This window comes from Vibrio sp. D173a (assembly GCF_030248475.1).
Window position 1 is genome coordinate 1 of record NZ_JAHGAH010000169.1, and the last position, 15,117, is coordinate 15,117.

Here is a 15,117-nt window from a genome sequence, read left to right on the forward strand (position 1 = left end):
TATGGAGCGCTTACGTTTCATGAGCCAAAACCAACTCTTGAGCAAACATAAAAAATCCCCACTAACGTTGTTAGTGGGGATTATCATACGATCCCAAGATCATTCAAGTCTCTAAACCGATCGGCATTACATCCGACGATGAGCCTTTACTGTATTAAGATGCCTTATCCATTACTGGAGGCGTTTTTACCTCCTTTGGCGGCGACGCCTCTTCAGTATTATCAGTAAAGATTTCAGCCACGGCGCTACGTTCTAGTTCACCTTGCAAATTACCTTCGTCATCCACAACCGGCAGTGAGTAGTCACAAGACATGGTGTCTGGTAGCACTTCTTCAATTACGGAATCAGGAGAGACAACAGGCACTTCTTCGTAGATCTCTTCTGCCAGCTCTTGCGCGGCATCCGTCTTCGCGGCGTCTAGCAAGCTCTCTTTGGTAACGACTCCTTGATAGCCTTCGTCGGTCACGTGGTACGCGTAGTCTTGCTTCACGCGTTTCATCTCGACAAGGGCTTCTTCGATAGTCGTAGCTGCAATGCGATATGCTGGTGGCTGCATTACGGTTTCTACCGTAAGCGCTCTCGCTCGGTTTACGTCCTTAACGAAGGCTTCTACATATTCATCGGCAGGGTGGAGCAGAATCTCGTCTGGAGAACCTTGCTGTACTAACTCACCATCTTTCAAAATAGCGATACGGTCACCTAAGCGAAGCGCTTCGTCCAAATCGTGAGTGATAAATATAATGGTCTTATGTAGCTTCTCTTGCAGTTCAATCAGCTGATCTTGCATTTCACTTCGGATCAGCGGGTCGAGTGCCGAGAATGCTTCATCCATCAATAGGATCTCTGCGTCAGTCGCCAGCGCGCGAGCTAAACCTACACGTTGTTGCTGGCCGCCGGAAAGTTGCGCAGGGTATTGGTTCTCGTAACCTTTAAGACCAACTGTCTCTAACCATTCGTTGGCTTTCGCAATGCGTGCTTCTTTCTTGATGCCTTGGATTTCCAAGCCGTAAGCGACGTTGTCAACCACAGTGCGATGAGGCAAAAGGCCAAAGCGTTGAAATACCATCGACATTTTATGGCGACGAAACTCTTCCAACTCTTTTGAAGACAGCTGCATTACGTCGACGCCTTCAACCAAAATTTGTCCCATGGTTGGGTCAATCAAACGGTTGAAGTGACGGATCATGGTCGACTTACCAGAGCCAGACAGACCCATGATAACGAAGATCTCGCCTTTGTTAATTTGCAGGTTGATGTCTTTTAAACCGACGGTATGACCCGTATCAGCCAGAATTTGGTCTTTGCTCTGACCTTGTTTTACTCGCTCGATGACTGTTTTTGGCTTTGGTCCGAAGATCTTGTACAGCCCGCTGATTTCAATAAGTGGCTTAGTCATGTTTCAGATCTCCTAAGTGTGCTTGGGTTCGCTTCGCGTAAGCTTGCGACGCACGGTCAAACAGAATCGCCAGTGCCACAATCGCTAGGCCATTAAGCAGACCAAGAGTGAAGTACTGGTTGGTGATTGATTTTAATACTGGCTGACCTAAGCCTTTAACGCCAATCATAGAGGCGATAACAACCATAGAAAGTGCCATCATGATGGTTTGGTTGATACCGGCCATAATGGTTGGCATTGCTAAAGGTAATTGTACGCCGACTAAGCGTTGCTTGTTACTTGCACCAAAGGCAGTGGCGGCTTCAAGTACTTCTTTGTCTACGAGTCGGATGCCTAAGTTGGTCAAACGGATCACTGGTGGGATTGCGTAGATAACAACCGCAATCAAGCCAGGGATCTTACCGATACCAAGGAGCATCACGACAGGAATCAGATAGACGAACGCAGGCATGGTTTGCATCACGTCGAGCAGTGGTGTCACGACGGATTGCACGCGATTGGAGCGCGCCATGGCAATACCAATTGGAATGCCGAGCGCAATGGCGAGCATGGTACACACCGTGATGATGCTGAGCGTCCGCATCGTGTCTTCCCACATGCCAAAGTACCCTATCAGGATCAATGACACGAAACACGCGACAGCCAGTTTCCATGAGCGACTAGCGGCATAAACCAACGCAGTACACACACCAAGAATGATCATCCATGGTGTAGAAATGAGGAGTTTTTCGAACCAAACGAGAAATGAGAGAAGAGGGTCGAAGAATGATTCAATAAGGTCGCCGTACTCGCGAGAGAAGTCGCGGTAGGCTCCATCTAAGGTTTTGCGGATGGCTCTGAGATCTGAGCGATCCATTTCTGGGAATTCGCTAAGCCAATTCGAGTCAGACATGTTTACTTCCTTTTCTTGCCGAGGCTCAAGCGAGCCTCGGCATACAACAATTTTGGTATTCCTATACCATTTACGAAACGTCTAAGTCTTACAGTGCACCTTGCACTTTTTTAGCTACGTCTTGTGGAACCCATGCGTTCCAGATCTGCGGGTAATTTTCTAGGAAATGGAACATGGTTTCCTCACCGTCTGCTTGGTTGTCTTCCATCCAAGCTAATAGCTGGTTCATGTCCGCATTGGTGAAGCCACGCTTAGTGAAGTAGTCGTAAGCGGCTGGAGAGCGTGAAGCAAACTCCTCAGTCGTAATGGTATGGACTGGTGAAGGTGGGTACATGGTTGCTTTTGGATTTTCACAGTCTGTTTGTGTTGTACAGCTGACGAACTCTTTCTCATCAACGCCGCTACCAAAATCCACTTTTACCATGTCGTATTTACCAAGAACCGCAGTAGGTGCCCAGTAGTAACCGAACCACGCTTCTTCACGCTCGTAGGCTTTTGCAATTGAGCCAGACAGACCGGCACTTGAACCTGGGTCGATGATGTCGAAGCCTGCGTCAGCAAGATTCATCGCTTTGAAAAGATTGCCGGCGCTAATTTGACAGTTCCAACCGGCAGGACAGCTGTAAAATGCCGATTTTGCTTTGTCTTCAGGATGAGAGAATAACTTCGCGTGCTTTTTCACACCTTCGATGGTTTTCATTTCAGGGTATTGTTTAACAAGATAGGCTGGGATCCAGAATCCTTCTTCACCACCATCGACGAGCGCTTTACCTGCATAGCGTAGGCGTTTTTCTTCGACACCTTTGTCTAGCGCGTCTTTAAGGCTGTTACTCCACAGTTCAGGCGCCACATCAGGCTGTCCTTTTTCAATCATTGATGTGCCTGTCGGCATGGTGTCGCCAGGGATGAGTTCGGCATCACAGCCGTAGCCGTGCTCAAGAATAAAACGGTCCACATTGGCAATCAGTGTTGCAGAGTTCCAGTTCATATCTGCAATGGTAACCGTTCCACACTCACTTGCGTTTGCGTTGGTTGCTGCTAGCGCACCAATCGCTAGTAGTAAGGGAGTTTTGTACGTCATATTGAGTTTCCTTTCTCTAAATAGCTCAATTAGGGTAACGAATTAATCATTAGTATTCAAACTAATGTGCTGGGTGAATTATAGCTTTATTTGTTAACAATCGTGAAAGCGAAGGTGAATGTTTGATGAAAATAGCCTCATTAATGAGAGGTTTTTATCGACTTATGTCAATGAATCGTATGGTAGTTTGTATGTGTTATTGCATTATTGTTAGATGTCTAACGAATATTTCGCTGTTGATGAGATTTTTGCAAACTAAGATATTGGCATATGCTAAAAACTTTAATTGGCATATGCCATTAACGGGCGTAAGGTGAAGGTGTTTTGTAGAGAGGATGTGATGGCGAGACCAAAAATAGAAAGACGTATATGTGGACGTGCAGCGCACCATTGTTTTAAGCCCAATGGCGTACCGTTTTATGATCTAGAGAAGGTCAACATATTGCCAGAAGAATTAGAAGCATTGCGATTGGCCGATCTGGAAGGATTGAGCCAGCAGCAAGCTGCCGACCAAATGGGAGTCTCTCGCCAGACCTTTGGTAATACGGTTAAAAGTGCGCGTTTTAAAGTCGCGAAAAGCCTAGTTGAGGGTCATGCACTTGTTTTTCCTGACCAGGAGTCAAACTCATGATTTACGCTATTCCGAATGACGGCGAACGCGTCGCCAATCATTTTGTTAAAGCCCCATACATTGCGATTTATTCCGATACGGAAGGGCTGTTGAAAAACCTAGCTAATATTGCTTCTATGCCACAAGCTGGCTGTAAAGCAAAATCTCAACTTATTCAATCTTTGCAAGAATATCAGGTGGATGCAGTGCTGGTTCGTAACATTGGTGAACGTGCGCTTGGTAAGCTTTTGAGCAGTGGTAAGCAAGTCTTCAAGCTATCAACTCGCAGCTCACTGGATGATGTGATGGGTGTACCTCGCACACCATTAACGGTTACGACGCAAGGTCGCCCTTCGACCAATCATGCCAAAAAAGGTGGTTGCGGTGGCTGTGTTAGCAAAAAAGCGCCGTCGCTATTGATCAATCCTCAATCTCAATCAAAAAACACACTCATGACGTTGCGCCCGACTAAACTTAAAGCATTGGTTTCTTCTTACGTGAAAGAGGTGAAGTAATGGTTTGGTTGTTCACTTTTCTGGGGTTCTTAGCCATCATTTTGTTGATGTCACTGGGCGTGATCTTTCACAATAAACGCATTCAAGGCAGTTGCGGTGGCTTGAATAACGTTGGCGTTGACAAAGTGTGTAACTGCGAGACCACTTGTACAGAGAACGAACGCCGCCTTTATCAGATCCAAGAGCCAAGTTCGAAAGTTCAATAGACCCTAATATTGTCTAGAAGATCAAATTTTTAATGGTGAGTTTTTGCGCATTTTTTGTTCGCTTCTACGCTTAAGATTCGTCTTAATAAAGGAGAACCAAAATGGCATTTATGAAGCAGGATATCCCAAACCGTGTAACGGTGTACCATGACAATGTCGATCAGGAACAAGAACTAAAGAATGCGATGTTGCCAGAGAAGCCACGCTATTTTAACGGTTCTCCTACCTATAAAGCCGACAGTGTTGAACAGTTCCAATCCAAGCTTGAACATATTGGTATGTCGTTAGACAAATAGACCTCAAATGAATACAACAACGCCCTCAAATTTCGAGGGCGTTTTTTGTTGGTGAGGTTAAATGTGTTAAGTCTTAGCTTTGTTGCAGACCTGATATCAGGCACGAACTGCATTGGAGTAGGGCGGGTTTACCGCCTTTTCGTCTTCCATGTCATTTTTCGGATGACTCTATACATACAACCACCACCTTGCTGAAAAAGCGCATTAGAGGTTACTACGGTATTAGCATGCTGTAATAACCCCGTAATTTATGTGACTTATTTCATGCTGGCGGTGATTGTTTTTTAATCTAGGTCATGAAATGGGTGATGGGGTGATCACTGATCCTTTACAGGACGATTTCACCTTCTCGATATACCAAAGCAGGCTCAACATCCTGACCCAGTAAAACCGGACCATCTAAGTCGACCACTTTCGATTGGACAGCAATAGGTAGCGCTGCACGCATCGCCAGTGAAGTGCCTAACATGCAACCAGACATCAAGGTAAAGCCAAGGCGTTTCGCTTCTTCTGCAAGCAGTAGGGCTTCGGTAAGACCACCCGTCTTGTCGAGCTTGATGTTGACCATATCGTATTTGCCCACTAATTCATGCAATTGCTGGCGTGTATGGCAACTTTCATCGGCACAAAGTGGAATTGGGTGCGAAATGTCTTTTAGCTTGTCATCGTCATTCGATGGCAAAGGCTGCTCAATCATCGCAATATTCAGTGGTACTAGCGCGGCAAAGGTGGCGTCTAAATCCAGTTCTTGCCATGCTTCGTTTGCATCCAGCACGATCATTGCCTCACCTGCCGCTTCACGAACTGCGCGAACACGTTCAATCACTTGTTCGCCATCGAGCTTCACTTTAAGTAGTTTTGCGCCTTGTTCGATGTAACTACGGGTCTGGTTTGCCATTGCCTCTGGCGTGTTAATCGATACGGTCATCGCAGTGACAATCGATGTTGGCAGTTCAAATAAATCTTGAGTGTGTTGCTTGCCCGCTAGCTTAGCTTGTAAGTTCCACATCGCACAGTCGAGTGCATTACGTGCCGCACCGCCAGGGAGAAGGGTTTGCAACTTTTCTCTTAGAGAGACTATGTTCGCATCGCCTTTGGCAAACAAACCTTGTAGTTCCTGAGCGGCTTGAGAAATGGCTTTGATCACCGATTCCACCGACTCGCCATAACGGGGATAAGGCGTACATTCACCTTGGGCGCTGATGCCGTTCTGCTCTATGGTTACTCGCACCACGTGACATTCGGTTCGGCTGCCACGTGATATACGGAAAGGCGTCGCCATCGCAATGGTGACAGGCTCTACATGAATTTTCATCGCGTCTACAATCCTTAAATCGCAATAATCTTTTGAGCAATTTGCTCTACGCCAAAACGCACAGGATCGGTGACAGGTACTTGGTATTTCTCAGTCCAGTCTTGGCAAAGCTGTGCGGCATCATCTTCACTGATTGCAGAAGTATTCAAGCAGATTCCGACAAGACGTGTGTCAGAGTTTGTTAAACGTGCAGCTTGTAAATTCGCTTCGATGGTTTGCTCAATCGTTGGCAACTTAGCATGAGGAAGGTTGCGAATGTGTGGGCGACCGATCTCGTGACACAATACCAAAGCGTCTGCTTGTGCACCGTGAAGCAAGCCTAAACTCACGCCAGCAAAAGAGGGATTGAACAGTGAACCTTGCCCTTCAATGATGTCCCATTCGTGGTCAGTAAACTCAGGGCTAATGGCTTCTACTGCACCAGAGATAAAGTCCGCGACAACCGCATCAATCGAAATACCACTGCCCGTGACTAAGATGCCCGTTTGACCTGTGGCCTTGAACTCAGCTTTACAACCAGCTTGCTGCAAGGCTTTCTCAATCGCGAGGGCTGAGAACATTTTGCCAACCGAGCAGTCGGTGCCAACCGTTAGTAAGCGTTTACCCGAGCGCGCTTTACCATTGCCCACTTTAAGCGGTTCATCATAGTGGCGCACATCGTGCAGTTTGGTTAATCCGCGTTGTTGTAAGTCATTCAAAGGCGCAAATTCAGAAAGACGTTGGTGCATACCCGAGGCAATTTCAAAACCCATTTCCGCCGCTTCCAGTAACGTCGCCTGCCATGATTCAGGAATAACACCACCAGGGTTTGCTGTACCGATGACGAGCGTTTTTGCGCCTTGCTGCTGAGCTTGTTGCAGCGTCATGTCGGTTAAACCTAATGAAACAGTTTCTGGCGTAAGACGAAGCTGACCTAAGCAAATCTCTGGGCGCCATTGATGGATACCGCGTGCAGTTTTTGCGGCTAATGGATCGGTGACGTCGCCAAGAAAAAGTAGGTAAGGTTGAGCAATTTGCATGATGGTTCCCTCTGTCATTCGTACGTTTTCAGACAATGTAGTCAGTTTGAAGAAGGAAGCCGAATGCCTATTTGTTGTGCGCCTATAACTTGAAGTTATAGGTGGGCATGAGTGCTAACTTACTGATTAACATGCTGCTTTAGCGACTCAATAAAAAGCTTCGTAGAAATGGATTGCGGCGAGTGTTCTGCAAACAAGATAGAGATAGAAAATGACAGCGCTGGAGAAAGTGAGCGCACGCTTACTGATTCGTCATCTTGATACTGTTTTGCTGTCCATGGGTCGACAATCGCAAAACCCGCGTGATGCTTGACTAGCTCGGCGGCAGCGGCGTAACTGCGCACTGTGATCGCATGGTGATAATGTTCATCACATGCGGAAAGCGTTTGATGTAGCAATAAACCGAGTGGGTCTCGACTGTCCAAGCCGATGATTGGCAATTCGTGCTGAATTAAATCATCAAACGATACCGCGTCGTCGTCCGAATTGAGCGCTACTTTTGGCGCAATCAGAACGAGTTGCTGCTTGAGTAAAACCTCACTCAAAATTGCGGGTGGAGCTTCTTCACCAAAGGCAATCGCTACATCCAATTCGTGCTTAAGTAAGCCTGAACACAGCTCATCACGGTTTGCTGTTAATAGCTCAAATGAGATGCCTTGTTGCTTCGAAAGTATAGCAACCGTTGGAGCAAGCAGTTGGGAAGCCAGGACAGGCGGCGCTCCGACTCTCAAGTGCTGAGTGCCTTGCTTCACCTTATTGGTGAGGGAACGAAATTGCCCAAGCTGTTGGTAGACTTTCTCGGCTTCTGGCAGTAGAGCTTTGGCTTCTTGGGTCGGTACTAAGCGGCCTTTGACACGCTCAAACAGGGCAAAGCTAAGTTGTTGTTCTGTATGGGCAAGCACCCGAGTGACATTAGGTTGCGATACATGCAATAGGCGCGCGGCACCAGAAACGGTTCCGGTCTGCATGATGGCGTAAAAGACTTCCAATTGTCTTAAATTCACTGCGGTTTCCTTTGCGGTTATCGAGCAAGATAAGTTTCTCTAATTTACTTCATTCCTGTCTCTAACTCTATGTTGTCGTTTTGTTGAAGTTTTCATGGCGCATTATTTTCATCGTTTTTGCGTTCCTGATTTGTTAACGTAGTGTTGCTTTCAAACCTCAAGTGAACTTGAGGAGAGACGTTTATTGAACAAGAGGATAGAGGTGGAAATCAGCGTAGGCGAAGTGGCGAAGCGTTCAGGGGTCAAGGTGTCCGCATTGCATTTTTACGAGCAAAAGGGATTGATTTCGAGCTGGCGAAATCAAGGCAATCAGCGTCGTTATCATCGCAGCGTGCTTCGTCGCGTGGCGGTCATCAAAGCTGCGCAGCAAGTTGGGTTGTCATTAGAAGAGATAAAACAGGCACTGGAAGAATTGCCTAAGCACCAAGCCCCAAACAAGGAACAGTGGGAAACCATGGCTAGTCATTGGCATGAGCAGTTAGAGCAGAAAATTCAAAAACTCAAAGCATTACAAAGTGACTTGGGAAGTTGTATTGGTTGCGGCTGCTTGTCGCTAGAAAACTGTGCATTAAGAAACCCAGAAGATGTTCTGGGTAAAGAGCACGCAGGTTCAAATCTAATATTGGATGAAGAAGGTTGAGTTCTTCTTCATCGATGTGTTTGAAGAGTTAGTCTGGCGTCTATTGTTCTGTAATAGAAAACATCAATCGCTCAAATCGCTCATTGCCATGAAGTAGCTCTAGATCGGGTTCTTCCGCTAGTAGATCGCGAATGGATGGGCTGGTATCAATCGCACGCTCCAAGTCCTCAATCGCTTGCTCTTCAATCCCTAAACGAGAGTATGCACAAGCACGTTGATACAAGGCTGGACCGTTGGTGTCATCTACTTCAAGAACTCGGTTACACAAGCTCAGTGCCCAATGGTACTCTTTGATCTCCATTGCAGCGTCAGCTTTGTAAGTCAATGCTTCCAAATCTCCTGGGCGAACAAGCAAAATTTCATCGTAGATATCGATACGTTGCTCAGGTGTTTGCGAACTTTGTGCGCGAAGCCATAAGTTATGGATCTCGTTGATCTTTTCTATTTCTTTGTTGTTCTCACTGATAATACGAGTCTTGCGTTTTAAGTCGCGCTCTAATGCTAAAAATTTCTTTTCGTACTCTTGGGCTATTTTTTCCAAGCGTTTGTCTGCCATTTCTTTGGTGTTGTGCTTGAACTCGCGCAGGGATTGCCAACCAACAAAAGCAATGAGCGAGGCGACACCAGCAATGATGTAGAAGAAGTACGTGACGGTGACATTGGCATAGTTCAGTGACTTATCGGCCACCGTTAACTCACGGTCAGTGATTTCAACAATCATTCTACGTTCTAGGTCTTGTTGCTCCTGACGAAGTGATTTCAACTCATCAAGGATATAACGCTCCATTAATGGTCGGTCTAAAAGGTCGGATTCTGAATGTTTTTCTTCTGATGCTAGGGTTGGAAAAGAGAGGAGAGCAGCGAAGAAGATGCCAATGAATAAGCGCATAGAACGTCCTTTTGCGTCGTGTGTGGTGTAATCCCTGAAACCATAGCAAATAGAGGCTGGTTTTAGCAAAGAACTGATAAAAAATGCTTGTTTTATAAAGTTTTCTAATGAGCTTGATGCTTGTCCTTTTTATGGTGAATGGATATCCTTTCTTTTTATTGGAAATGTATGGCAAGCAGTATGGACGCAAAATCACAAGCCTATCTTGAGCAATATCTTCAAACATTATCTCAGCAAGAAAAAGACGCAATCCCATCGGTGAGTGCGGATTACTACTGCGCTGATGAACATAATGCGAATGCTTGCGCTGAATTGGTAAGAATTGGTCAGAAAACCGCCTCTTGCAGTATGGAGCTTTGGTATAGCGAACAGGGAGAAATGATGCCTCAAGTTGGAAACCTACAAGTTGTGTCCAACTGGGATGGTGAACCTGTATGCGTCATTCGAATCACAGATGTTAGAACTTGTCGATATGCAGACGTGAGTGAGGAATTTGCTCACGCAGAAGGGGAAGGTGACCGCACAATGGCTTGGTGGCGAAAAGCGCACACCAGATTTTTCAAAGCGTAATGCGAAGAGCTGGGTATCGAATGGCATGAGCAGCGATTATTGCTTCTAGAGCGGTTTGAAGTGGTTTATCCGCAATTGAAATGAATCTGATAGAAAAAGGCTTGGTGAAATACGAAGCCTTTCACTAATAAGATTATTTACGCCAATTGTTCTTGGCTATAGAGCTGTTGGATCAGCGTTTGCCACTCTTCTCTTAATACGCCATATTTTACTGAGTCGTAGTACTCGCCTTGGTAATAACGTACTTTGCGAATGCGTGCTTCTTGCTGCATGCCAAGCTTTTCTGCACAACGCATCATTCTTGGGTTACCTGACCATGTTGTTAAGCCCACTCGTTCTATGTCTTGGGTATCAAAGATGTGGCTTATCCAAGGCACGAGTGCGGAAAAGCCCAGCCCTCTATCCCAGTAGTTCGAATCGTAAATGCCGATGCCAGCTTCCAACCAACGAGTGCTCTCACATTCCCAGTACCAGCTCACTGAACCGACAGGTTTGCCCTCGAACTCAATCAACAACATGTCTTTGCCTTTCAGTAGGCGTTGAAAGGTGTGGTTCCGAAAGCCTTCTAATGTCGGTGTTTGATAAGGGAAGTAAGGGCCATTAAATTGCGCCCAGCGTTCATCCTCAGTGATGAGCTTATAGAGCGCTTTGGCTTCTTCCGGAACGGCTCTTCTTAGTGTGACGCCTTGGAAATGGTACATAACACTCCTTTTAGTAACGGATTGATAGTAACAAGTTAACGTTTGACGGCAGTGATGCTGAACGTATGCCAATGTTTAGCGTTCCCAACAGCAGTGGTGCCGTCTTCATCCCTCTCAAAAAGTGGATGATTTCGTAATCGTCAAATAATGCTTCGACTTCTTCCCTAGTAAACGCACTGATATTTGAGTGTATGTCTGTACCAACCCAGGAATCGCGAATTCCCAGTAAATCGCCGCAGAATATACCACCCGATTGTAATGTTTCGTTAATTCTCTGCCAAACGCTTTCGAAGCGTTCACTAGGGCAAAAGAACAAGCTTGCACTGGCAATAAATAAACTGCACGGTGGGTAATCAAAGTCACTAAAGCAAGATTGCGATATGGAAAAGTTAGGATTGCCTTCGAAACGCGTCAAGCAAGTTTCCACCGCATCTTGATGAGTGTCAAACGCGTAAACGGTAAAGCCTTGATTTAGAAGGTAGTTGGAATCTCGACCAGTACCGCATCCTGCATCAATGGCGATTTTGCTGTCGAGCATAAGCAGATTGGCGGCACGTTCTACGTTTGGTCGGTGAGGTTGGCTTGCAACCTTTTGGTAGTATTCGTTCCATGTTACTGACATTGAGGTTCCTTTCTTATGTGTAAAAAACGCTAATCAGTGCTGAATAGCGTTTTGATTTAGATTTGTTGATTTTATCCTTACAGGGAAGCTAGAGCTGATCCTCTATTGGCAGGATGCCCGAGAACCAAGCGCCCATTTTCCGCCATACGCTGGCTTCTGGTTCTGAATCGAGTGCTTCGCCTGTCGCTTGATCAAGCCAGGTGATATCACCGTCTTTGATGGCAACCTGGTAGGCACTTTCTTTGAGTTGTTCAGGCAACATGGCGAGTGACTTCTGCACGTATTCTGGTTGTTCTATGACCACACCCATCTCTGTATTGAGCTCAGCTGAACGTGGATCCCAATTCATTGAACCGACAAATAAGGTTTTACCATCGATCATCATGGCTTTGGCGTGGAGGCTGGCTCTGCTGCTGCCCGTTAAGCTCCATTTGCTTTTGATTTTGGCGCTGGCTTTTACTTCCCAAAGTTTAATCCCTGCTTTAACCAAATCTTCACGGTATTTGGCGTACCAGCCATGAACGGCAAACACATCGTTTGATGCCAAGCTGTTAGTGACTATCGTGATATCTACTCCACGTTGGGCGGCTTCTGCCAGTGCTTTGGTTCCAGAATCCGTTGGCACGAAGTAGGGAGAGATCAAAACAAAGGACTCTTCTACATTAGCTAAAAGCTCTCCCAAGTTCGCGACCAGTTGGCTTTCTTGAGTTGCAACCTTATTGGGCAAGTCGAACCAGACATCACCTTGGCCCCAATACAAATGAAGCTTGCCCTGCTGGAGCTCTTCATAAAGATCTAATTCTTTAAAGTTGTATGGGCCGGTGGAGAATTTTTCTTCTAGCTGCAGCTTTTTGACTTGAGCCTGAATCGCATCGTCTGCCACTTTTTCAGACTCAGGCACAATCCACTCCATTGGGATGGCATAAAGGCTATTCCAATAAAGATCGAATTGATCCGCAGTTTGCGTCACGGCCTCGCCATATAGCATCAAATCGAAGTCACCAAACTCGACATTGGACTCGAAAGAGAAGTATTCATTGCCAATGTTTCTGCCGCCGACAATGGCAGACACACTATCGGAAATCAGAGCTTTGTTGTGCATGCGACGATTAAGGCGTTCAAAATCGCTTGCCAATGCGAATACACGAGCATCTCTATAATGGTGCGGATTAAAAAGTCGAATTTCGATGTTTGGGTGAGCGCTCAGTTCTGCCATTCCTGCATCGTTTCGCTTTTGCATGTCATCTAGAAGCAGGCGAACGCGTACGCCACGTTGTGCTGCTTCATACAAACGCCACGTGATCAGTTGGCTAGTCTCGTCTCTGCGATAAATGTAGTACTGCAAATCAAGACTTTTTTCTGCGGATTCAATTAATGCAATTCGGGCAAGGAGGGCATCGTTGCCTTGATTAAGCGGGTAGAAGCCCGTGTCTGAGTTAGGATCTTTGTCGTAGCTTTCAAAGAATTCTGCCAACGCAGAGTCACTTTGGTAGCCGAACTGAAAGCTGGTCGACTTCTCACTAGGGTCCCTTGGCTGAATTGAGGAACAGGCCGAGATAAGTACAAGCATTGAACCGAGTAAGGTTTTAGAGAGAGAACGTAGCAATGCACACTTCCTTGTTAATACATAACGTAACTCGCTGATTATATATCAAGCGTTGAAAGTAAGTAATGCGAGCGATTGTAGTCAAGTCGAAGTTTTCTTAACCAAGCAATCGAATCTAAATGAGTCGATATGGCTTTTGAGAGAATATTATTCGGGCGGACAATATCATGTTTTTTACTTATCTTTTACTCAAGAATGGTCAATATCACTAATATCTGGTGGTAATTACCAACACTGCACTGAGAGAAATCACCGTTCTAGCTTAACTTATTGATATTTAAAGGGTAAATGTTTGGCATGACGATTGCGTATAAACAGTGAGCGTGAGAGGTCGTAACTTGCGTAGGTGGTTAAGTTTTTGTTAATTTTATTAACTTGCCATGGATAGTTCTTTTGCGATTGATAATTGCGAAACACAGCGGAAGCGCGGCTCTCTTATAAAGTTGTCTATTTCAGATGCAAAACTCACTGTTTGTCTGCGGGGAGTAGGATGCTAGGTTGCCGAATGTTCAGTTCGTTAACTCAGCTCCGAGGCGCAAGCCTGATGGAGACAAACAGGAGAATACAAAAATAAAAAAGGAATCTTGATGTTAGCAAAACCAGTATTACGTTGGCTTTTACCCTTCTTTGTGGTGGGCAGTTCTTATGCGGGTTATGCCGCAATTGCTGCTACTGCGCCCGAGAAAGAGTCAACCAAAGACACCGTTACTGAACCGACGGTACGAACCTCTTCACTCTTTCCTACCGATCACAAAGTGGTTATCACCAGCCATGGTGAGATGGTTCCTTTCGAGAAAACACACTTAGCGGCGCAAGTTAGCGGCGAAGTAGTCAGTTGGCACCCCAACTTTGTGACAGGTGGTATCGTTAAGCGTGGAGAGGTGTTATTCACGATTGAGAGTGATAACTACGAAGCGGCCGTTTTACAGGCAGAAGCTGGCTTGGCAAGCGCACGTGCTGCGTTGATCGAAGAGCAAGCCAAAGCGGAAGTCGCAAAACGCCAAGCGAAAAAGTTAAGCGACAAACAAGTCACAGACCTTTACTTACGCAAGCCACATGTGTTGAGTGCTCAGGCTCAAGTGAAGTCAGCTCAAGCTGCGCTGAAGCGAGCGAAGCGTGACCTAGAAAATTGCAAAGTAGTAGCGCCATATGATGCGCTCGTTGTTGAGCGTGAAATCGGTGTGGGTCAGTTTGTTTCTTCTGGTTCTCGTGTGGCAACACTGAACAATATCGAAGTGGCGGAAATCCACGTACCTATCGCTGGCTTTGACAGTGCGTTTCTTCCTGAATCACTGAAAGAGCTGCGCGCAACGGTTACGCAACAAGGCATTCTATCGACGACTCGTGAAGGTAAAGTCGTTCGAGATCTTGGTATGATCGACAGCGCGACGCGCATGATCAACATGGTCATCCAAGTAAGAGACCCATATGGTCTCGACAATAATCAGCCGCCAATTAAGTTTGGCTCGTATGTTGAAGTTAGCTTTACTGGTAAGGAACTCAAGCATATCTACCGTCTTCCTCAAGAGCTGGTGAGAAACCGCACTGTATGGGTTGTGAATGGTGAAAATGAGCTTCAACCAAGAACGGTAAATGTCCTTCGTGCTGAGGGGGAATTCCTACTCGTGGGCGAGGGTCTTGAGCAATCAGACAAGTTGGTACTGACGTTGCCGGAGTACCCACAAAAAGGCATGGCTGTCCAAGTCGCAAAAAAGAATGACGACTCCGAAACCGTCGTACAGTAAGTAGGAGTCA

At 46.1% G+C, this 15,117-nt stretch carries 15 protein-coding genes and 2 pseudogenes; 7 read left to right on the forward strand and 10 right to left on the reverse strand.

The features are described 5' to 3' along the window. Window positions 1-154: 154 nt before the first annotated feature. The 3 genes from KIV40_RS17070 to KIV40_RS17080 form a co-directional block, all read right to left on the reverse strand. A complete protein-coding gene (locus KIV40_RS17070; RefSeq protein ID WP_005429507.1) occupies window positions 155-1,396 on the reverse strand; it encodes a glycine betaine/L-proline ABC transporter ATP-binding protein in 1,242 nt (413 codons plus the stop codon). Further along, on the reverse strand, window positions 1,389-2,288 hold the full coding sequence (locus KIV40_RS17075) for a proline/glycine betaine ABC transporter permease (RefSeq protein ID WP_005429511.1): 900 nt from the start codon (window positions 2,286-2,288) through the stop codon (window positions 1,389-1,391). Before KIV40_RS17075 ends, KIV40_RS17070 begins: the two co-directional genes overlap by 8 nt. 88 nt (window positions 2,289-2,376) lie before the next feature. Then, window positions 2,377-3,369, reverse strand: a complete 993-nt coding sequence (locus tag KIV40_RS17080; protein WP_012129981.1) for an ABC transporter substrate-binding protein — start codon at window positions 3,367-3,369, stop codon at window positions 2,377-2,379. A gap of 340 nt (window positions 3,370-3,709) precedes the next feature. Between KIV40_RS17080 and KIV40_RS17085 the strand changes: the two genes are divergently transcribed. From KIV40_RS17085 to KIV40_RS17100, 4 genes are all read left to right on the forward strand, one after another. Beyond that, window positions 3,710-4,000 carry a DUF134 domain-containing protein gene (locus KIV40_RS17085; protein WP_038891747.1) on the forward strand — a complete coding sequence of 97 codons (291 nt, stop codon included), beginning with the start codon at window positions 3,710-3,712 and terminating at the stop codon, window positions 3,998-4,000. Continuing rightward, window positions 3,997-4,494: a NifB/NifX family molybdenum-iron cluster-binding protein gene (locus tag KIV40_RS17090; RefSeq protein WP_045374404.1), complete on the forward strand. Its 498-nt coding sequence runs from the start codon at window positions 3,997-3,999 to the stop codon at window positions 4,492-4,494. Before KIV40_RS17085 ends, KIV40_RS17090 begins: the two co-directional genes overlap by 4 nt. Continuing rightward, the gene (gene nqrM / locus KIV40_RS17095; RefSeq protein WP_005429522.1) at window positions 4,494-4,700 is read left to right on the forward strand and encodes a (Na+)-NQR maturation NqrM; all 207 of its coding nucleotides are present in this window, start codon (window positions 4,494-4,496) and stop codon (window positions 4,698-4,700) included. Before KIV40_RS17090 ends, nqrM begins: the two co-directional genes overlap by 1 nt. 101 nt (window positions 4,701-4,801) lie before the next feature. Beyond that, window positions 4,802-4,996 (forward strand): hypothetical protein, encoded by a 195-nt coding sequence (locus tag KIV40_RS17100; protein ID WP_009697894.1) that lies wholly within the window; start codon window positions 4,802-4,804, stop codon window positions 4,994-4,996. A gap of 328 nt (window positions 4,997-5,324) precedes the next feature. Here KIV40_RS17100 and dgcA read toward each other — a convergent pair whose 3' ends face one another. The 3 genes from dgcA to KIV40_RS17115 all read right to left on the reverse strand — a co-directional run bounded on the left by dgcA (window position 5,325) and on the right by KIV40_RS17115 (window position 8,334). Then, window positions 5,325-6,311, reverse strand: a complete 987-nt coding sequence (gene dgcA / locus KIV40_RS17105; protein WP_012129977.1) for an N-acetyl-D-Glu racemase DgcA — start codon at window positions 6,309-6,311, stop codon at window positions 5,325-5,327. A gap of 14 nt (window positions 6,312-6,325) precedes the next feature. Further along, a complete protein-coding gene (dgcN, locus tag KIV40_RS17110) occupies window positions 6,326-7,330 on the reverse strand; it encodes an N-acetyltransferase DgcN (RefSeq protein ID WP_285350392.1) in 1,005 nt (334 codons plus the stop codon). A gap of 119 nt (window positions 7,331-7,449) precedes the next feature. Then, window positions 7,450-8,334, reverse strand: a complete 885-nt coding sequence (locus KIV40_RS17115) for a LysR family transcriptional regulator (RefSeq protein WP_285350394.1) — start codon at window positions 8,332-8,334, stop codon at window positions 7,450-7,452. Window positions 8,335-8,536: 202 nt separating this feature from the next. On the opposite strand from KIV40_RS17115, the gene soxR reads away from it, so the two are divergent. Beyond that, the gene (gene soxR / locus KIV40_RS17120) at window positions 8,537-8,974 is read left to right on the forward strand and encodes a redox-sensitive transcriptional activator SoxR (RefSeq protein ID WP_010645862.1); all 438 of its coding nucleotides are present in this window, start codon (window positions 8,537-8,539) and stop codon (window positions 8,972-8,974) included. A gap of 40 nt (window positions 8,975-9,014) precedes the next feature. Here soxR and KIV40_RS17125 read toward each other — a convergent pair whose 3' ends face one another. Beyond that, complete coding sequence (locus KIV40_RS17125; protein ID WP_005531805.1) at window positions 9,015-9,863, reverse strand: tetratricopeptide repeat protein; 849 nt, start codon at window positions 9,861-9,863, stop codon at window positions 9,015-9,017. Between the two features lie 180 nt (window positions 9,864-10,043). On the opposite strand from KIV40_RS17125, the pseudogene KIV40_RS17130 reads away from it, so the two are divergent. Then, window positions 10,044-10,517 (forward strand): annotated as a pseudogene (locus KIV40_RS17130) (ASCH domain-containing protein). 53 nt (window positions 10,518-10,570) lie between these two features. Here the strand turns inward: KIV40_RS17130 and KIV40_RS17135 are convergent. The 3 genes and pseudogenes from KIV40_RS17135 to KIV40_RS17145 form a co-directional block, all read right to left on the reverse strand. After that, window positions 10,571-11,134, reverse strand: a complete 564-nt coding sequence (locus tag KIV40_RS17135; protein WP_285350395.1) for a GNAT family protein — start codon at window positions 11,132-11,134, stop codon at window positions 10,571-10,573. A 35-nt stretch (window positions 11,135-11,169) separates the two neighbouring features. Then, a pseudogene (locus KIV40_RS17140) lies at window positions 11,170-11,756 on the reverse strand (class I SAM-dependent methyltransferase). 88 nt (window positions 11,757-11,844) lie between these two features. Continuing rightward, a complete protein-coding gene (locus tag KIV40_RS17145; RefSeq protein WP_285350396.1) occupies window positions 11,845-13,362 on the reverse strand; it encodes a phospholipase D family protein in 1,518 nt (505 codons plus the stop codon). Window positions 13,363-13,949: 587 nt separating this feature from the next. On the opposite strand from KIV40_RS17145, the gene KIV40_RS17150 reads away from it, so the two are divergent. Beyond that, on the forward strand, window positions 13,950-15,107 hold the full coding sequence (locus KIV40_RS17150; RefSeq protein ID WP_285350398.1) for an efflux RND transporter periplasmic adaptor subunit: 1,158 nt from the start codon (window positions 13,950-13,952) through the stop codon (window positions 15,105-15,107). Window positions 15,108-15,117: the final 10 nt, after the last annotated feature.